At 43.9% G+C, this 19267-nt stretch carries 16 protein-coding genes, 6 tRNA genes, 2 pseudogenes and 1 riboswitch; of the genes and pseudogenes, 15 read left to right on the forward strand and 9 right to left on the reverse strand.

The window, feature by feature from the left end; translation table 11 throughout:
• Positions 1 to 10 precede the first annotated feature (10 nt).
• The 8 genes from H8S63_RS00155 to H8S63_RS00190 all read right to left on the reverse strand — a co-directional run bounded on the left by H8S63_RS00155 (position 11) and on the right by H8S63_RS00190 (position 7950).
• The gene (locus H8S63_RS00155) at positions 11 to 703 is read right to left on the reverse strand and encodes a HesA/MoeB/ThiF family protein (RefSeq protein WP_007755054.1); all 693 of its coding nucleotides are present in this window, start codon (positions 701 to 703) and stop codon (positions 11 to 13) included.
• 4 nt (positions 704 to 707) lie between these two features.
• Positions 708 to 1832: a 2-iminoacetate synthase ThiH gene (gene thiH / locus H8S63_RS00160; protein WP_007755056.1), complete on the reverse strand. Its 1125-nt coding sequence runs from the start codon at positions 1830 to 1832 to the stop codon at positions 708 to 710.
• Between the two features lie 12 nt (positions 1833 to 1844).
• The gene (gene thiC / locus H8S63_RS00165; RefSeq protein ID WP_186925364.1) at positions 1845 to 3533 is read right to left on the reverse strand and encodes a phosphomethylpyrimidine synthase ThiC; all 1689 of its coding nucleotides are present in this window, start codon (positions 3531 to 3533) and stop codon (positions 1845 to 1847) included.
• A gap of 34 nt (positions 3534 to 3567) precedes the next feature.
• Positions 3568 to 4344: a thiazole synthase gene (locus tag H8S63_RS00170; RefSeq protein ID WP_007760996.1), complete on the reverse strand. Its 777-nt coding sequence runs from the start codon at positions 4342 to 4344 to the stop codon at positions 3568 to 3570.
• A gap of 32 nt (positions 4345 to 4376) precedes the next feature.
• Positions 4377 to 4994, reverse strand: a complete 618-nt coding sequence (locus H8S63_RS00175; RefSeq protein ID WP_186925365.1) for a thiamine phosphate synthase — start codon at positions 4992 to 4994, stop codon at positions 4377 to 4379.
• Between the two features lie 4 nt (positions 4995 to 4998).
• Positions 4999 to 5199: a sulfur carrier protein ThiS gene (thiS, locus tag H8S63_RS00180; protein ID WP_007755075.1), complete on the reverse strand. Its 201-nt coding sequence runs from the start codon at positions 5197 to 5199 to the stop codon at positions 4999 to 5001.
• Between the two features lie 60 nt (positions 5200 to 5259).
• A riboswitch (TPP riboswitch) is annotated at positions 5260 to 5353 on the reverse strand.
• Between the two features lie 162 nt (positions 5354 to 5515).
• Positions 5516 to 6133: a superoxide dismutase gene (locus tag H8S63_RS00185; protein ID WP_007755077.1), complete on the reverse strand. Its 618-nt coding sequence runs from the start codon at positions 6131 to 6133 to the stop codon at positions 5516 to 5518.
• Positions 6134 to 6210: 77 nt separating this feature from the next.
• The gene (locus tag H8S63_RS00190) at positions 6211 to 7950 is read right to left on the reverse strand and encodes an RHS repeat protein (protein WP_186925366.1); all 1740 of its coding nucleotides are present in this window, start codon (positions 7948 to 7950) and stop codon (positions 6211 to 6213) included.
• Between the two features lie 145 nt (positions 7951 to 8095).
• On the opposite strand from H8S63_RS00190, the gene H8S63_RS00195 reads away from it, so the two are divergent.
• The 6 genes and pseudogenes from H8S63_RS00195 to H8S63_RS00220 all read left to right on the forward strand — a co-directional run.
• Positions 8096 to 10465 carry an ATP-dependent helicase gene (locus H8S63_RS00195; RefSeq protein WP_186925367.1) on the forward strand — a complete coding sequence of 790 codons (2370 nt, stop codon included), beginning with the start codon at positions 8096 to 8098 and terminating at the stop codon, positions 10463 to 10465.
• Positions 10466 to 10487: 22 nt separating this feature from the next.
• Positions 10488 to 11171 (forward strand): glycine zipper family protein, encoded by a 684-nt coding sequence (locus tag H8S63_RS00200; RefSeq protein WP_186925368.1) that lies wholly within the window; start codon positions 10488 to 10490, stop codon positions 11169 to 11171.
• 196 nt (positions 11172 to 11367) lie between these two features.
• Positions 11368 to 12267, forward strand: a pseudogene (locus H8S63_RS00205) (AAA family ATPase).
• A gap of 61 nt (positions 12268 to 12328) precedes the next feature.
• Entirely contained in the window at positions 12329 to 13216 is an 888-nt protein-coding gene (locus H8S63_RS00210) for an Rpn family recombination-promoting nuclease/putative transposase (RefSeq protein WP_186925369.1), read from the forward strand.
• Between the two features lie 143 nt (positions 13217 to 13359).
• The gene (gene lepB, locus H8S63_RS00215) at positions 13360 to 13794 is read left to right on the forward strand and encodes a signal peptidase I (protein ID WP_370527593.1); all 435 of its coding nucleotides are present in this window, start codon (positions 13360 to 13362) and stop codon (positions 13792 to 13794) included.
• A gap of 75 nt (positions 13795 to 13869) precedes the next feature.
• Positions 13870 to 14109, forward strand: a pseudogene (locus H8S63_RS00220) (hypothetical protein); the annotation flags it as partial.
• On the opposite strand, the gene H8S63_RS00225 reads toward H8S63_RS00220, so the two are convergent.
• Entirely contained in the window at positions 14078 to 14635 is a 558-nt protein-coding gene (locus H8S63_RS00225; protein WP_007755155.1) for an NAD(P)H-dependent oxidoreductase, read from the reverse strand. The pseudogene H8S63_RS00220 and the gene H8S63_RS00225 sit on opposite strands and share 32 nt — an antisense overlap.
• A gap of 188 nt (positions 14636 to 14823) precedes the next feature.
• Between H8S63_RS00225 and nspC the strand changes: the two genes are divergently transcribed.
• The 9 genes from nspC (at position 14824) to nagA (H8S63_RS00270) (ending at position 19248) form a co-directional block, all read left to right on the forward strand.
• A complete protein-coding gene (gene nspC / locus H8S63_RS00230; protein ID WP_186925674.1) occupies positions 14824 to 15963 on the forward strand; it encodes a carboxynorspermidine decarboxylase in 1140 nt (379 codons plus the stop codon).
• A 118-nt stretch (positions 15964 to 16081) separates the two neighbouring features.
• Positions 16082 to 16154, forward strand: a tRNA-Gly gene (locus tag H8S63_RS00235).
• Between the two features lie 34 nt (positions 16155 to 16188).
• Positions 16189 to 16270, forward strand: a tRNA-Leu gene (locus H8S63_RS00240).
• 23 nt (positions 16271 to 16293) lie between these two features.
• Positions 16294 to 16377 (forward strand) — tRNA-Leu (locus H8S63_RS00245).
• 19 nt (positions 16378 to 16396) lie between these two features.
• Positions 16397 to 16469, forward strand: a tRNA-Gly gene (locus tag H8S63_RS00250).
• 32 nt (positions 16470 to 16501) lie between these two features.
• Positions 16502 to 16586 (forward strand) — tRNA-Leu (locus H8S63_RS00255).
• A gap of 34 nt (positions 16587 to 16620) precedes the next feature.
• A tRNA-Gly gene (locus H8S63_RS00260) sits at positions 16621 to 16696 on the forward strand.
• 192 nt (positions 16697 to 16888) lie between these two features.
• Positions 16889 to 18055, forward strand: coding sequence for an N-acetylglucosamine-6-phosphate deacetylase (nagA, locus tag H8S63_RS00265; RefSeq protein ID WP_007755161.1), 1167 nt, complete (start codon positions 16889 to 16891; stop codon positions 18053 to 18055).
• Between the two features lie 20 nt (positions 18056 to 18075).
• Positions 18076 to 19248, forward strand: a complete 1173-nt coding sequence (nagA, locus tag H8S63_RS00270) for an N-acetylglucosamine-6-phosphate deacetylase (RefSeq protein ID WP_186925370.1) — start codon at positions 18076 to 18078, stop codon at positions 19246 to 19248.
• Positions 19249 to 19267 lie beyond the last annotated feature (19 nt).

A 19267-nucleotide genomic window follows, 5' to 3' on the forward strand; every position in this document is an offset into this window, starting at 1 on the left:
AAACCAACCTTTATAGTGAAAATTTGTTAGATTGCAATGTCCGCAGGTCAATTGTCCATAGTTCACCGGCTAAAACGTCACCGAAACCACAGATTATCTTTAGAACTTCTGTTGCTTCAATACTCCCTACAACGGCGGGCGTAATTCCCATTACTCCTTTAGAGGGAGGTGACATTCGTTTCATTTCTTCTTCGTCAGGATAAAGATCACGATAACTTTTCTTTCGGTTTCCGTAATTGAAAACCGAGACTTGTCCTTCAAATCCGCAGATAGCGCCATATACATACGGCTTTCCCTGCTTGATGCAGATATCGTTAATCAGATAACGGGTATCGAAATTATCACAGCCGTCCACCACTATATCATATTCTTGGATAATACGGTCTGCGTTTTCCGCAGTCAGTCGGGCAGAGTAGTGTCTTGTCTCAATCTCACTGTTGAGCGAGGTCAAGCGTTGGGAGGCACATACGGCTTTCGGCTTTCCCAGCTCCTCTTCGGAATAAAGGACCTGTCGTTGCAGATTGCTGATACTTACCGAATCATCGTCTACCAGACCAAGACAGCCTACGCCTGCACCCGCCAGATAAAGAGCGATGGGAGAGCCTAACCCTCCCACACCTACAATCAGCACTTTTGCCTTTTGCAACTTATTCTGTCCCTCTTCCCCAATCTCAGGAAGTATAATTTGTCTGTCGTATCGCATCAGCCTATCTTTTGAAATCGAACGACTGGTCCCAATCCTTCCAAATAGGTTCACGTCCCAGCTTTTTCAAATCACGTTCCACTTCAACGGCCTTCCGTTCATCGTTGACATGAAACTGCTCTAAAGTTTGGGGATAACTGTAGTATCCTCCCGGTTCGGTCTTACTTTCCGCACTCATGGTCGTTACACCCAGTGTTGCCATGTTGTTGCGTATCTCCGCACTTTCACGGGTAGAATAAGAGATATCTACATCATGGTCGAAGATACGCATGGCGAATGTGAGTTGAGCGAGTTCGCGGTCGTTCATGATGACATTGGGCTGGAAACCTCCATTCTCCGACGGGCGCATACGCGGGAAGTTCACGCTATATTTCGTTTTCCAATAGTGCTTCTGCAGATAGCGCAGATGATAAGCCATCATCGTAACATCTGTCCGCCACTCTTCCAAACCGATCAATACCCCCATACCGATTTTGTGCACACCTGCCTGTCCCATACGGTCGAAGCCATTGACACGCCATTCAAATTTGGACTTCATGCCTCTCGGATGGTACGTCTTGTAATTTGCTTTGTTGTAAGTCTCCTGAAAGCAGATTACTCCGTTCAGGCCATGATTGGTCAGCTCCTTGTATTCTTCTGCTTTAAGCGGCATTACCTCAATCTGGAGATTGCTGAAATAAGGTTTGGCTAAGTCCAAAGCGCGGGCGATATAAGGAACACCCGCTGCTGCGGGATTCTCGCCGGTCACTAGCAAGAGATTCTCGAAAGGAGCCAGACGTTTGATAGCCTTGTACTCGTTGATAATCTCTTCCTCTGTCAGAATGGTTCTTTTCATCGGATTACTGATATGGAAACCGCAATACACACAAGAGTTGGTGCAAGAATTAGTCAGATAGAGCGGAACAAACATAGAGATGGTCTTGCCGAACCGTTCCAATGTATATTTCTGGCTGAGGCGTGCCATCACTTCCAGGTAAGGAGCGGCGGCCGGAGAAATCAATGCCATAAAATCATTGACGTCCAGATGCTCTTTCTTACCCAATGCACGTCGTACGTCTGCATCCGTTTTGGAATAGATGGCTTTTGTCGTCTCTTCCCAAGATATTTTTTCTAATTCGTCTGAAAACATAATTTTTAGTGATTATTTTTTGTTCTTCTTTAAATCACGTGACAATCGCATCGCGCAGAAATTAGGTCCGCACATCGTACAGTATTCTCCGTCGATATGATGTCCTGCACGGAAGTAGCTTTGTGCACGTTCCGGGTCAAGTGATAAATCAAACTGGTCTTTCCAACGGAACTCATACCGGGCTTTGCTCAATGCATTATCACGTACCTGTGCTCCCGGATGTCCTTTGGCGAGGTCGGCGGCATGGGCGGCAATCTTATAAGTGATGACTCCCACACGTACGTCTTCTTTGTCCGGCAGGGCAAGATGTTCCTTAGGAGTGACATAGCAAAGCATTGCCGTTCCCAACCATCCGATTTGTGCCGCACCGATGGCGGAAGTGATATGATCATATCCCGGAGCAATATCCGTTACCAGCGGGCCGAGTGTATAGAACGGCGCATCGTGGCATTTCTCAATCTGGCGTTCCATATTTTCTTTAATCTTGTGCATCGGAACGTGTCCGGGGCCTTCGATGAATGCTTGCACATTCTTATCCCATGCGCGTAACACTAATTCTCCCATTGTATCCAATTCTGCAAACTGCGCTTCGTCATTGGCATCGTAGATAGAACCCGGACGAAGTCCGTCGCCCAAAGATACTGCCACATCATACTGTGCCAGAATATCGCAGATGTCGTCAAAGTGTTCATATAAGAAACTTTCCCGGTCGTGCACCAGACACCATTTGCTCATGATACTTCCTCCGCGACTGACAATACCGCACAACCGCTTGTCGGCAAGATGGACATTGTGCCGACGGATACCTGCATGGATGGTAAAGTAATCCACTCCTTGTTCGCATTGTTCAATCAAAGTATCCCGGTAAATTTCCCAAGTCAGGTCTTCCACCACACCGTTTACTTTCTCAAGAGCTTGATAGATAGGGACTGTGCCGACGGGTACGGGGCAGTTGCGGATAATCCATTCACGTGTCTCATGAATGTTTTCTCCGGTAGAGAGATCCATCAACGTATCGCCTCCCCATTTGCAACTCCATAATGCTTTTTCTACCTCTTCGTCAATGCTCGAAGTAGTAGCCGAGTTTCCGATATTCGTATTGATTTTTACCAGAAAGTTACGTCCGATAATCATCGGTTCGGCTTCCGGATGATTAATGTTGGCGGGCAGTACGGCACGTCCTTCCGCAATCTCCTGGCGGACAAATTCGGGAGTGATATAAGTCTTGATTCCTAACTCTTCGCAATTCATATTTTCACGGATGGCCACATACTCCATCTCTGGGGTGATAATTCCCTTTTTGGCGTATGCCATTTGAGTAATAGCCTCTCCTTTTTTTGCCCGATAAGGCAGAGCGATATGCTCAAAACGCAGGTGGTCGAGGCTTTTGTCGTTCCGTCTCATTTGTCCGTATTCGGAAGTGATTTCGGGTAGTTGCTCCACATCACCACGACCGACAATCCATTCTTCACGCATTCGGGGCAAGCCTTTTTTGAGATCAATACTCATTTCCGTATCACTGAACGGTCCGCTGGTGTCATACATATATACTTCCGGATTGGGAGTTACAATCTTTTCTTCGCCTTCAAAACTGACACTGGGCACTTGTTCCACTTTCCGCATGGCAACGCGGATATTCGGATAAAGTTTTCCGGGCAAATATACTTTCTGAGAGCGGGGAAATTTTATTTTTTGTTCCATAATTGTTCTTTTAGCAGTCGGCTACTTATTCATATTATTTATCTAAAAAAGCAGTCAGCGGTGAGCTGGCTTCGGCTATAAAGTTGTCCGCTTGCAGTCCTAATCCCGCTTCGTATGCCTGTCTTCCGGCTTCGGTGGCAGTTTTGAAAGCCTTCGCCATTTCTACCGGGTTTCCGGCAACGGCAATTGCTGTATTTACCAGTACCGCGGAAGCTCCCAGTTCCATTGCTTCAGCGGCATGGCTTGGCGCACCGATACCTGCATCAACGACAACAGGGATACCTGCCTGCTCGATAATAATCTGTAGGAATTCTTTAGTCTGCAATCCTTTATTTGTGCCGATCGGAGCGCCGAGAGGCATAACGGTAGCTGCTCCGGCTTCTTCCAATCGTTTACAAAGCACGGGGTCTGCCTGACAATAAGGCAATACGACGAAACCTAATTTCACCAACTCTTCCGTAGCTTTCAGTGTCTCGATAGAGTCGGGGAGCAGGTAGCGGGGATCGGGGTGAATCTCTAGTTTCAGCCAATTCGTTCCGAACGCTTCACGCGCCATTTGTGCGGCAAACACAGCCTCTTCCGCATCGCGTACACCGGAAGTGTTGGGTAATAACTGGATATTCGGATGGATAATATGTTTCAGCATATCGTCCTCTTTGTTGTCCATGTCAATACGTTTCATGGCAACCGTTACCATTTCTGTGCCCGAAGCCAGAATAGATTGCTCCATTATTTCATTGGAGTTGAATTTTCCTGTTCCCAAGAAAAGGCGTGAGCTGAATTCACGTCCTGCAATTACTAACTTTTCCATGTCTTTTGGAATTTAGAATTATAGATGTTGATTTATGAATTACTTAGAATCTTCCGTGTTTCCTCTACCGGATTTTCCGCCCGGAGAATCGTTCCGGACAAGGCGATGCCATTGACTCCTGTGCGGAGGATATCGGGGATATCTTCGTTGGTGATTCCTCCGATAGCTACTACCGGAAGGTTGATATTCGCTTCTTTCATTTGTGAAAGGATGGAAGCGTAACCTTCCAGACCGAGTACGGGACTTAAATTCTTTTTAGTGGTGGTGAAGCGGAAGGGACCGATCCCCAAGTAATCGGCTCCGGCGCGGTAATGTTGTACGACATCCTCGAAGGTATTGGCCGTGCCACCGATGATAAAGGCTTCTCCGAGTATCTGTCGTGCCTGGTCGATGGGCATATCCTTCTTTCCCAGATGTACACCGTCCACTTCCAGTTTCTTGACTAATTCGACATGATCATCGAGAACTAAGATGGCTTCGTGTTCCTTACAGAGTGGCTTCAGTTGCAGCGCCACTTGTTCCACCTCCTCAAGAGGAGCTTCTTTCATGCGTAGTTGGATCCATTTGCACCCTCCTTCGAGTGCCATACGTGCCGATTCGAAATATGAATACCGTTCGGTCTGATGTGTGATAAATTGCAGACTAATCATTTTCTTATCCTCCGCAAGCCGCCTTGATAATTACCAGATTGTCATTCTCATGCAATACGAAACGTTCCCATTCGGTACGGGGAATCATTTTGTTGTTTACCGCGATAGCAATGCCTTGAACGGGAAGTTCGAGTTGCGTCGTCAGCTGTGTAAGGGTAGAGTTGGGAATAAGTTCCACCTCTTTGTTGTTCACTTGTACTTTCATTGTCCTATCAGAATAAATAAGTTGAAAGTAAATACAAAGAGCGTGCTTTTACGGAAAGGCGATAAGAAGAAACACAATCCCTACGTCAGTGCTAACTGCATCAGGTTCTTAGGGTATAATCTCAGCCCCTCATGGGGCACCCCTTTGTCTTTACGGGAGCAAAGTAAGTGAAAAAGAAACATAAAAACACTACATCGGTTGATTTTTTTTCATTTTTCTGTCGGATATTTGTGTTGGTGGCATCTATATAGCCTAAACAAGGTCGCTGTGAAAATCACAACGACCTTGTTCAAGTATAGTTTAGTCAGTAAATCCGTTACATTCTGTTTTCCACCACATCCCAGTCGATGATACTCCACAGAGCATTGACATGGTCGGCGCGACGGTTCTGGTAATCCAGGTAGTAAGAGTGTTCCCACACGTCAAAACCGAGAAGCGGTTTCAATCCGGCACGTACAGGGTTACTGCCGTTTCCTTCTTTGGTGATGTGCAGTTTTCCGTTTTTATCAACGGACAACCAGGCCCATCCTGAACCGAATAATCCTACCGCTGCCGCATTGAATTCTTTCTTGAAGTTTTCAAAGCTGCCGAAGTCACGCTTGATGGCTTCTCCCAGTTTGCCTGTCGGTTCTTTCTTGGCAGGTTTGGGGGCAAATTGCAGGAAATATAGATTGTGGTTCAATACTTGTCCGGCGTTATTGAATATAGCTCCGTCCGGTGCGGTGGCAACGATTTCTTCCACCTTTTTACCTTCATATTCGGTTCCGGGCACGAGGCTGTTCAGATTATTTACATACGTTTGTAGATGTTTCCCGTAATGGAAATCTATCGTTTGCTGACTGATTACAGGTTCCAACGCATTGTTTGCGTAAGGAAGTTTAGGCATTTCGTAAGTCATGGTCATCATAATTAAAGACATTAATATAGTATTCATAATGTTACAAGTTTTAAATGGCTTGTTATACTATAATAACAGAAGCATTTGGTAAAAGGTTCGCAGTATCTTCACTTTTATTTATAAATATACTGTACCCGTTCCACCTCTTGGGGATTTCCGCGATTTATACGGCAGACCCATTGCCCTGTATTATCATATTCATAATAAGAATTTCCGTCAATCGGATTGCCATATTTATCATACATACAAGTCAGGTAACCGGATGTTTTCTGGTTATTGCCTAAAATACGCTGATAAGCTATCTGAGTCAAATAACCGTATTTGTCATATTCATAAGTATCTTTTTGGGAGATAACCTGATCGGCGGGGTTAGCCATAAGCAGGTTCTGATGTTGCGATGCGGTCAATCTGCCTTTTTCATCATACTTGTTCGCTGTGTATGCTTGGAGTTCTCCGTTCTTATTATATTCTTTGGCTTCAGTCAATAAGCCTTGTTTATTGTATGTGCTGATAATCGACCTTCCGTCCATATATTTAAGTGAATCGCTCTCGATGCTCCCGTCGGCACCGATACGGCGTGTCCTTCGGTAAATGTCCGTTTTGGTCTTGGGATTTGTCTGCACTTCAAAAATGCAGTGGCCTTGAGGGTCATATAGTCTGTTTGTTTGCACCTCCTCACTCACCTGACCGTTTTTCATAGTCAGGGATAATATAGAGACAAGCTGCCCCTTGTCATTGTACGAATAAGTGATTGACACATTCCCAGTGCTGTCGTTGGCGGCAGACTTGATCAGTCGTCCCGCATTGTAATATTTTACGGAAGTGGGAGTGGAGATGATTGTCTGTAGAATGAATGGAGCTCGTAGCGCATTGGCTTGATCACGGAACTCTTTGTACTTATGTGTACTGAGGAATTCCTGCAACAAACCCAAAGATTCGGAATTGGTTATTGCCGGTTTCAAAAGTTCAAAATCAGCTTTCTCGCTAAGATATTCGAGGTCGTCCAAATGGGTACGTGCTGAGGAACTCAGATAAGGGTTGCGTTTATAATCGTCAATAACATGCCGGAGGGCGGTTGCATTGTTTCCCTCTCGCAGACTGTCGATACAATGGAATAGAAAATCATCATATAAAGCTTGGACTTCTGGCAAAAACGGGCGCGTTTCTTTGTCCGTGAAAAACTTTAGCATTGCCGGATCGTCAAAAAAAGCTTTGAAATTTTCCTGTGACGGGTTATGCTTTACAATCCCGTATAACCGTTTGTTTTCGGCAGCATTGATTTGTGGGATAAATTTCCCGTTCGGATATTCCGCTATATATGTCTGATATGTGCTGAGTGCAGGCGCTGTCAGCATACCTTCCAATAAAGCCAATTCGCGGATATTCCGTATCTTCTGTGCAATAACGGAGTCTGCCGTATAGCCGCTTGAACGAATACTGTCCAGCAGTGTACGGCTGAAAGGTATCTGTTCTTTTGAAGCCTCCAATATGTGGATAATAGCCTGTTCCGCTCTGTCCTGTACGTTCGGAAGCGGTATTTTCTCTTCCTCACAGATGTTGGAGAAGTAGGCGTTGGCCGCTTTCCCGTAACATCCGAAATAATCGGTTGCGGCTTGTTCACTTTGTTCGTTCCACAATCCGTTGAGGACATCCAGCAGGGCCAGTTCTTCGGCATAATATGCCTTCGTGTCGTTGTCTACCTTTTCTCGGTTCTTCTGCCATTTTTCCGTATCATTATCGTTCAGATACCTTAGCAGTTTTTCCATACGGCTTTGTTTTTGCGCCATAGCCTGTGGAATGCAGGCGACTAGGCTTAAACTCAAAATAATTGATAACAATATACTTTTTTTCATTGCTTTGGGGGTTAGGTTAAAATAGTTAGTGACGAAAAATTATAAAAATACCGTCATTCTCAAATGAATATTATACTTTTGTATTCAGAACAAATTTGAATGCCGAGAGTTTGTTAAAAAACTACATTGTTTTTATAATGCTGTTATGGATATCAATTATATAAAGGAATTGAATGAGAGTCAGTGCGCGGCGGTGACTTACAATGACGGGCCTTCGCTAGTGATAGCCGGTGCGGGTTCGGGTAAGACACGTGTGCTGACTTATAAAATAGCCTATCTGTTGGAGAACGGTTACAATCCGTGGAATATTCTTGCACTTACCTTTACCAATAAGGCGGCACGTGAGATGAAAGAACGTATTGCCCGACAAGTGGGGGCGGAACGGGCACGTTACTTGTGGATGGGTACATTTCATTCCATCTTCTCCCGTATTCTTCGTGCTGAGGCGCAATATATCGGCTTTACCTCCCAGTTTACAATCTACGACACGGCTGATAGTAAAAGTCTGCTTCGTTCTATTATTAAAGAAATGGGACTGGACGAAAAAACTTATAAACCGGGAACGGTACAAGCCCGCATCTCCAATGCAAAGAATCATTTGGTCACTCCTACGGGATACGCTGCCAATAAAGAAGCATATGAAGGCGATATGGCTGTAAAAATGCCTGCTATTCGTGATATCTATACCCGTTATTGGGAAAGGTGTCGTCAGGCGGGAGCTATGGATTTTGATGATCTGCTGGTATATACTTATATCTTATTTCGTGATTATCCGGAAATATTGGCACGTTATCAAGACCAATTCCGATATATACTCGTTGATGAGTATCAAGATACTAATTATGCGCAACATAGCATTGTTCTGCAATTGACGAAAGAAAATCAGCATGTTTGTGTTGTTGGCGATGATGCACAAAGCATTTACTCTTTTCGTGGAGCGGATATTGATAATATCCTTTACTTTACGAAGACATATCCGAATACGAAAGTTTTCAAGTTGGAGCAGAACTATCGTTCCACACAGACCATTGTTTGTGCTGCCAACAGCTTGATAGAAAAGAATGAGCGCCAGATACGTAAAGCCGTATTTTCCGAAAAGGAGAAAGGGGAAGCTATCGGTGTATTTCAGGCATATAGTGATGTGGAAGAAGGGGATATCGTTGCTAATAAGGTAGCTGAACTTCGTCGGGAATATCATTACGGGTATGCTGATTTTGCTATCCTATATCGTACGAATGCACAAAGTCGTATTTTTGAGGAAGCTCTTCGGAAACGGAGTATGCCTTATAAAATTTATGGCGGACTTTCATTCTACCAACGTAAAGAGATAAAAGATGTGATTGCTTATTTCCGTTTGGTGGTGAATCCGAACGATGAAGAAGCATTCAAACGAATTATTAATTATCCTGCTCGTGGTATCGGAGATACTACGGTCGGTAAAATCATATCGGCGGCAACTGATCATGGAGTCAGTCTGTGGTCAACGCTTTGTGAACCGTTGACCTATGGACTGAACATCAACAAAGGTACTCATGCAAAGCTGCAAGGTTTCCGTGCATTGATCGAGGGTTTTATAACCGGTCAGGCGGATAAGAATGCGTACGAGATAGGTGTGGATATTATCCGTCAATCGGGTATTATGAACGATGTGTGTCAGGATACTTCTCCGGAGAACCTGAGCCGTAAGGAAAACATAGAAGAATTGGTGAATGGAATGAATGATTTCTGTGCTTTGCGGCAGGAGGAAGGCAATCCGAATATATCTCTTACCGATTTTCTTTCAGAGATTGCGTTGCTCACCGATCAGGATTCCGACAAAGCGGATGACGGAGAAAAGATAACATTGATGACAGTTCATTCCGCCAAAGGGTTGGAATTTAAGAATGTTTTTGTAGTCGGTCTGGAAGAAAACCTATTCCCAAGTGGGATGGTTGGCGATTCTCCCCGTGCATTGGAGGAAGAACGCCGTTTGTTCTATGTCGCCATTACCCGTGCAGAGGAACATTGCTACTTGTCTTTTGCCAAAACCCGCTTCCGTTATGGAAAGATGGAGTTTGGGAGTCCCAGTCGTTTCTTGCGTGATATTGATATCCATTATTTGAAGATGCCGCACGAAGCGGGAATCAGTCGTTCGGTGGATGAAGGCGCAGGACGTTTCCGCAGGGAGATTGAAGGAGGATTCATTCGTTCTGCTTCTCCGTCGCGTACTACACCTTTTGGAAGTGCTTCTTCGGAACGAAAGGAGCGGCCGAAAGCTCAGATAATAGCTCCCAGTGTGCCGAGAAATTTGAAAAAGGTAAGCACGGTAAGTGGCGGTTCTCAAGCGATGTCTTCCGGTCCGGTATCGGTTGCAGGATTACAAGCCGGACAGAGAATTGAACATGAACGTTTTGGTTTGGGAGAAGTGATGAAGGTAGAAGGCACGGGAGACAATGCAAAAGCAACTATTCATTTTAAAAATGCGGGAGAGAAACAACTATTATTGCGTTTCGCTCGTTTTAAGGTAATAGAATAAAAATATTAAAATAGAAAGGCGCATGAAGAAACAACTAACAGTATTTTTGCTTTCCGTTTTACTTTTGAGCGGATGTGCATCAGGGCGTATGGGTAATCCGGGAGCTATCGTGGCCGGTGCTTCTATCGGAGGTAGTTTGGGAGGTTCGATAGGTGGATTGATTGGAGATAATAATCGAGGTTGGCGAGGTGGTTATCGTGGCTCTGCTATTGGCAATATTGTAGGGACTATTGCCGGTGCGGCGATAGGCAGTGCGTTGACCGCACCGCGACAAGAGCCGATAGAGGATGACGCATACGTTCCCGAAGTTCGGGAGGTTCGTGTGCAGAAATATAAAAAACAGTCGGTTCAGCAGCCTGTTTCTCAATTGAAACTACGTAGAATCCGTTTTATAGATGATAATCGCAGTCATGTGATTGATGCGGGAGAGAACAGTAAGATTATCTTTGAGATTATGAATGAAGGCCGGAAGCCTGTTTATAACGTAGTTCCGGTGGTGGAAACCGTAGGCAAGGTGAAGCATATCGGCATTTCTCCTTCGGTAATGGTCGAAGAAATTTTGCCGGGCGAAGGCATTCGTTATACGGCTTCCATACATGCCGGTGATAGATTGAAAGACGGCGAAGTAACGTTCCGTGTAGCAGTGGCAGATGAAAATGGGGTGATCTGCGACTCGCAGGAGTTTACTCTGCCTACACAGCGTTGAAATTAGAAATAATAGCCTGAATAATCCGGTTTAAACATAGTGACAGTATATGCCTGGAATAGCGTCACTATCTTAATAGTATTTGATTGTAAAGATATAAAACTTCTCATTATAAACGAATATATAATGCTGAAATTGCTCGTTGTGAATGAGTGAAAAATGATAACACTTCTTTCAACTAATGCATTAGGTTTATATGAAAGAGATATTTAGAAGATACCCTATCGGGATACAGAATTTCGAGGATTTGCGCAATAATAATTGTGTGTATATTGATAAAACAGCGTTAATTTATCAATTGACTCATACTGATAAAGTTTATTTTCTTAGCCGTCCCCGCCGTTTTGGAAAAAGTCTTCTAATCTCTACTCTTGAAGCTTATTTTTCCGGAAAGAAAGAGTTGTTCGAAGGATTGGCTATGGAACAGTTAGAGAAAGAATGGACTGTTTATCCTGTGTTGCATATTGATTTTTTAGTGAGCTGAATAACTTACAGAATATCAGTATGAGCGATGATTATAGTGCTATTTGTGGTATTACAGAGCAAGAGTTGCTAAGTCAGATGCAACCGGATATTGAGAGGATAGCTCAAGCAAATGATGAAACCTATGAAGAAGCTTGTCGGCATTTGAAACGGCAGTATGACGGTTATCATTTCAGCAAGAATTGTGAAGATATTTACAATCCGTTCAGCCTTTTCAATGCCTTTTCGCAAAAAGATTATAAGAGCTTTTGGTTCTCTACCGGTACATCCACTTTCTTGATTGAAATGTTACAGCGAATGGATTTCAGTCTTAATCTATTGGAAAAGATGGAAGTGAAAGACGAAGATTTTATTATTCCGTTTAATGGGTCAATACGTAGATGTAGAAGTAAAAAATGCCATTGGCAGGGCTGACGTAGTAATAAAGATGCCCGATGCAATTTATGTATTTGAGTTTAAGATAGATGGAACTCCCGAAGAAGCATTGGCTCAAATTAATAGTAAACAATATGCTATTCCTTACGAGATAGATCATCGCAAGGTTGTTAAGGTTGGAGTGAATTTTGATAGTACAACACAGACTTTGGGAGAGTGGGTGATAGAATATTCTTAAACAGAAAGAAATAGAAGGATATATATTTGAAATCAAACATTTTCTGCTTACCTTTGTTGGTATGAAAAAAGAAAACGGGAAAGAAGACGAACTTATGGGAAGTAATTATATTCGTTTCGATTGGGCTATGAAACGCTTATTGCGTAATAAAGCCAATTTTGCAGTTCTTGAGGGCTTTCTTACCACTCTTCTAAATGAAAAGATAGTCATTCAGAAGTTGTTGGAAAGTGAAAGCAATCAAGAGGACGAGTTTGACAAGTATAATCGGGTAGATATGCTTGCGGAGAACTCAAAAGGCGAACTTATTTTGATTGAAGTTCAAAATAATAATGAGTATGCGTATTTCCAACGTATGCTATTCGGTACTTCGAAATTGGTCACTGAATATATAAATCGCGGGGAAGGGTATGATAATGTAAGGAAAGTATATAGTGTCAATATTGTATATTTCTCTTTAGGGAATGGAAAGGATGTTGTATATCATGGAAAAACAGAATTCCGCGGAATCCATGAGGGAGATGTTTTGGAATTGACTCCTTTCCAAAAACAGACATTCAAAGTAGACAGTGTCAGTCAGCTTTATCCCGAATATTATATTTTGAAGGTCAATGATTTCAATCAAGTAGCCCGGAGTCCATTGGAGGAATGGATTTATTATATGAATACAGGTGATATACCTGATAGTGCAACAGCACCGGGATTGGATGAGGCTCGTCAACGCTTGAAACTGGATAGGATGACTAAAGAAGAATTAAATGCTTATTATCGTCATTTGGATAACATAGTGATTCTACGAGATAATATATATACCGAACGTGCAGAGGGACGTGCAGAGGGACGTATGGAAGAAAAAAGAGAAATGGTACATAATATGAAATCTTTGAATATTCCACTTGATACTATTTCTCAAGTTACAGGACTATCCATTGAAGAAATAAAAAGCTTATAATAGGATTGCCACAAAATATCGTGAATTTTAAAAAAAGATAAAGACAACGCTTCCATTTATATTGGGAGCGTTTTTTGTTGGATGTAATTTGCATAACCTATTTTATTGACATACATCTGCTTGATCTAAAAACGAGACATAAATTGATAAATGCGGATTATCGTCTTCACCTTTTACAATCCCCCATAGATATTCATTGGGCAAAGGGGTATCCACCTTACGATATAGGCTTGTATCCCATTGCTAGCAAACAGGTGAAACTAGAAGACTGTGTCATGGAACCGACATTGAAGGATGGCGACCGGATATTGGTTAATAAGGTGATAAAGGGGGCTCGCCTGTTTGATGTGTTTGCTGTATTGAAAAATGATATACTGGTTTTTAATTTCCCTTATCAAATGAATCGTTGGGATAGTGTAAGGTTCGATGTAATGCAATATTACGTAAAGCGATGTATTGCTTTGCCAGGAGATACGTTAGAGATTCGGGGCGGATTTTATAAAATACGTGGATGTGACGAACAACTGGGAAATTACAGCGCTCAACACGGTCTTGCGAACTTGGATCATCCGGAGTAGTATGGTATTGTGGTCGGTACATTTCCGTATGACAAACAAATTGGATGGACTATCCGTGAGTTCGGACCTTTGCCGATTCCCAAGCGTTTTCCGTGTCTTGCACCGTTACGGGCCTATGTGAAGGCATGGAATACAAAGATAATACCTATCTTCCTCACAGTTGCTTCTACCGTTTTGGGATTTATTCCTTTTATGGTAGGAGCGGAAAAGGAGGGATTCTGGTTTCCGTTGGCGGCAGGCACTATTGGCGGGTTGATAATGTCAGTGGTCGGAGTGTTTGTTTTTACCAATTATTTCCCGCATTGCTGCTGTTAATAAGCATTTCTACTCTTTGTTTGTACAAGTTCGCTCCTTCGGCAATGTTCTTTCCCGCATCCGCGGTTCCCATTCCATATATCACAATGGGGGTCTGCCATACCATGCCCGAGTGGATTGCACTTCCCTGATAAGGGCGCAAAAGTTCGTCCGTAGTGAATCGGTTTCGTCCACCACTGCGATAGGCCTCGTATTCCGAACCGGTAGTTGTCACTACCATCAATGGCTTTCCGGCAACGGCCGGAGTTTTGGATAAGAATGTGAAAACCTCGTCCTGCCATTTTTTTAATAATGACGGTGCACTCATCCAATAGAAAGGAAACTGGTAGATAACGGCCGAAGTGTCGGAGATGATTTTACTCCATTCGTCGACATTGAAAGCGATATCTTCCGACAATTCGTAAAGGTTGAAGACCGCTACTCCCTCGATGTCACTGACAGCGTCAATTAATGCCTTGTTCGCTTGTGAGGCTTTAATGTTGGGATGTGCCAGCAGAATCACTACTTTTCTTAAATCTTTATTCATATTCAATCAGTTATTTAGGATGATACAACTACTTATAAATAATAAAGGCTTAAAAATAGGAAAAAGTTCTCGAAAAGCAATATCTTAATTAAAAATAAAACAATCTCTCTTTGCTTTTGAATTTGTATTTTTGCATCCGCGTCATTGAGGCGTTACTTTGGAATTTTAGATAAAATTTAAATAGTATGATGATAGATTTTGCACAGTTCCCTTCTCCTTGTTATATTATGGAAGAAGAACTCCTAAGAAAGAACCTTACATTGATCAAAAGTGTAGCCGACAGGGCGGGAGTGGAGATTATCCTTGCTTTCAAGTCGTTTGCCATGTGGCGTTCTTTTCCTATATTCCGTGAATACATACGTCATTCAACAGCCAGTTCGGTGTATGAAGCTCGTTTGGCGCTGGAAGAGTTCGGGAGCAAGGCACATACGTATTCTCCTGCCTATACGGAGCAGGATTTTCCTGAAATCATGCGTTGTAGTAGTCATATCACATTCAACTCGATGGCCCAATTCGAACGTTTCTATTCGATGACGGTTGCCGAAGGAAGCGGTATCTCATGTGGTATTCGTGTAAATCCCGAATACTCGGAAGTGGAAACAGAACTTTATAATCCATGTGCGCCAGGTACCCGTTTTGGAATAACGGCAGACTTGCTGCCGGAAACATTGCCGCAGGGAATTGAAGGTTTTCATTGCCATTGTCATTGCGAGTCCTCCTCGTATGAGCTGGAACGTACATTGGAACATCTGGAAAGCAAGTTTTCCCGTTGGTTTCCGCAGATTAAATGGTTGAATCTGGGGGGCGGACATCTGATGACACGCAAAGATTATGACACTGAGCATTTGATAAAACTGTTGAAGGAATTGAGAACGCGTTATCCACACTTGCAGATAATTCTGGAACCTGGATCGGCTTTTACTTGGCAGACAGGGGTACTGGCTTCCGAGGTGGTGGATATTGTGGAAAGTCGTGGAATCAAGACAGCTATTCTGAACGTCAGTTTCACCTGCCATATGCCGGACTGTCTGGAAATGCCATATCAGCCTGCCGTGCGTGGTGCAGAGATGGGAAATGAGGGGAAATACATCTATCGTCTCGGAGGAAATTCCTGTTTGAGTGGTGACTATATGGGATTGTGGAGTTTCGATCACGAGTTGCAAATCGGAGAGCGTATCGTGTTTGAAGATATGATTCACTATACGATGGTGAAAACGAATATGTTTAACGGAATTCACCATCCTGCCATTGCTATCTGGACAAAAGAGGGGAAGGCGGAAATATACAAGCAATTTTCTTATGAAGATTATCGTGACCGAATGAGTTGATAATCAAATTGATTGTTTTGCATCGGGTGCAAGGTGAGCAGATTTCTTTGAAAAAAGTGTGCAGAATGTTTGCAGGTTTACGGAAAATGCCTACCTTTGCAACCGCAAACGAAAAAATGCGGAAATAGCTCAGTTGGTAGAGCATAACCTTGCCAAGGTTAGGGTCGCGAGTTCGAGTCTCGTTTTCCGCTCATGTTTCTTTGAAATGTTGGAACAATAATCTTTGCCCAGGTGGCGGAATTGGTAGACGCGCACGTTTCAGGTGCGTGTGTCGAGAGGCATGCAGGTTCGAGTCCTGTTCTGGGCACAAAGGTTAAACTTTAAAATTATGGAGAGGTGGCGGAATTGGTAGACGCGCTACTTTGAGGGGGTAGTGACAGTTATGTCGTGGGAGTTCGAGTCTCCTTCTCTTCACGGTTCGTTAAAGTGAAATGCGGAAATAGCTCAGTTGGTAGAGCATAACCTTGCCAAGGTTAGGGTCGCGAGTTCGAGTCTCGTTTTCCGCTCTTGTTTCTTTGAAATGATGGAACTAAGTTTTGCCCAGGTGGCGGAATTGGTAGACGCGCACGTTTCAGGTGCGTGTGTCGAGAGGCATGCAGGTTCGAGTCCTGTTCTGGGCACCAATCTTTCAGATTTCTGAATGACGAAATTTAGTTTGCGGAAATAGCTCAGTTGGTAGAGCATAACCTTGCCAAGGTTAGGGTCGCGAGTTCGAGTCTCGTTTTCCGCTCCAGATAAATTATAGAGGTTGTCGGTCAATAAGACTGATAACCTCTTTTTTTGTACCTTATTGGACGTTTAGCGGACGATTTTATCAATAATTTGGATAGAAAAGCGTAATTTTGCAAGTGAAAAATCGATGTACTTCCCCCCGAAAGAGAGTCATCGGTTTATGTAGACCTATAATTAATTTAATAAAAATGATATGTTAACACAAATCATTAATGCACGCATCCTGACACCACAAGGCTGGCTAAAGGATGGGTCAGTTCTTATTCGCGACAATAAAATTCTGGAAGTAACCAATTGTGACCTTGCCATTATCGGAGCCAAACTGATTGATGCCAAAGGAATGTATATCGTTCCGGGCGGCGTGGAAATCCACGTTCACGGTGGCGGTGGAAGAGACTTTATGGAAGGTACGGAAGACGCTTTCCGTACGGCAATCAAAGCCCACATGCAGCATGGTACTACCAGTATTTTTCCTACTCTTTCTTCTTCTACCATTCCGATGATCCGTGCTGCTGCGGAGACCACTGAGAAAATGATGGCGGAACCGGACAGTCCTGTACTCGGACTTCATCTTGAAGGCCATTATTTCAATATGGCAATGGCGGGCGGACAGATTCCGGAGAATATCAAAGATCCGGACCCGGAAGAATATATTCCCTTGTTGGAGGAAACACACTGCATCAAGCGTTGGGACGCTGCGCCGGAACTTCCCGGAGCCATGCAGTTCGGCAAATATATCACGGCGAAAGGGGTGCTGGCTTCAGTAGGTCATACGCAGGCTGAGTTTGAAGATATACAGACGGCATACGAAGCCGGATATACCCATGCTACTCATTTCTATAATGCCATGCCGGGATTCCATAAACGGAAAGAGTACAAATATGAAGGTACGGTGGAGAGTATTTATCTGATTGACGATATGACAGTGGAAGTAGTGGCCGATGGTATCCACGTGCCGCCGACGATTCTGCGCCTTGTTTACAAGATCAAAGGAGTGGAGCGTACTTGTCTGATAACGGATGCGTTAGCTTGTGCGGCGAGCGACAGTCAAACGGCTTTTGACCCCCGTGTCATTATCGAAGACGGGGTTTGTAAACTAGCCGACCGTTCCGCTTTGGCGGGAAGTGTGGCGACGATGGATCGTCTGATACGTACGATGGTGCAGAAAGCGGAAATCCCATTGGCAGATGTGATTAGAATGATTTCTGAAACACCCGCCCGTATCATGGGAGTGCTGGATCGTAAGGGCACGCTCGAACGTGGTAAGGATGCCGATATCATTGCTTTGGATAAGGACTTGAATGTAAGAGCCGTGTGGGCAATGGGACAATTGGTAGAGGGAACCAATAAACTGTTTTAAATCCTATAAATAAGAAGACTATGTTGACTCAGATAATTAACGGACGGATATTGACTCCGCAGGGATGGTTGAAAGACGGTTCCGTATTGATTTGTGATGGAAAAATATTAGAGGTGACCAACAGTGATTTGGCGGTTATCGGTGCAACGGTGATTGATGCTCGTGGGATGACAATCGTACCGGGATTCGTGAGTATGCATGCGCACGGAGGTGGTGGTCATGATTTTACGGAAACGACGGAGGAGGCTTTCCGTGCTGCTACTATGGCACACTTGAAACATGGAGCTACCGGTATGTTTCCTACTTTGTCGTCTACTTCCTTCGAAAGGCTTTATCAGGCGGTCGATGTATGCGAGAATCTGATGAAGGAGAAAGACTCTCCGATTCTCGGTCTGCATATCGAGGGGCCTTATCTGAACCCGAAGATGGCGGGAACGCAATATGACGGATTTCTGAAAACACCGGATGAAAATGAATATATTCCTTTGCTGGAACATACGTCTTGCATCAGACGTTGGGATATCAGCCCGGAATTGCCCGGTGCGCATGATTTTGCCAGATACACCCGTTCAAAGGAGATTATGACAGCGGTGACTCATACCGAAGCCGAATATGATGAGATAAAAGCTGCATATGCAGTGGGATTCTCTCATGCCGCTCATTTCTATAACGCTATGCCGGGTTTTCATAAACGTCGTGAGTATAAGTACGAAGGTACGGTAGAAAGTGTATATCTGACAGAAGGAATGACGGTGGAAGTCATTGCGGACGGCATACACTTGCCGGCTACTATCTTGAAGTTAGTTTATAAATTGAAAGGGGTAGAAAATACTTGCCTTGTCACGGATGCCCTGGCTTATGCTGCTTGTGACGGTACTGTGCCTATTGATCCACGCTACATAATAGAGGATGGAGTGTGTAAGATGGCAGACCATTCAGCACTGGCCGGTAGCTTGGCTACGATGGATATCTTGGTGCGTACTATGGTGAAGAAAGCGAACATACCTTTGGAAGATGCCGTGCGCATGGCTTCCGAGACTCCTGCCCGTTTGATCGGAGTGGATGACCGGAAAGGGGCGTTGGCAAAGGGTAAGGATGCTGATATTGTGATTCTTGATAAAGAACTGAATGTGCGATGTGTGTGGTCGATGGGAAAGATTGTTCCGGGAACTGATATTCTGTTGCATAAATAAGAATAGAAATCATACCGGA

Source organism: Bacteroides sp. NSJ-39 (assembly GCF_014287315.1).
GTDB classification, from domain to species: Bacteria; Bacteroidota; Bacteroidia; order Bacteroidales; family Bacteroidaceae; genus Bacteroides; species Bacteroides finegoldii.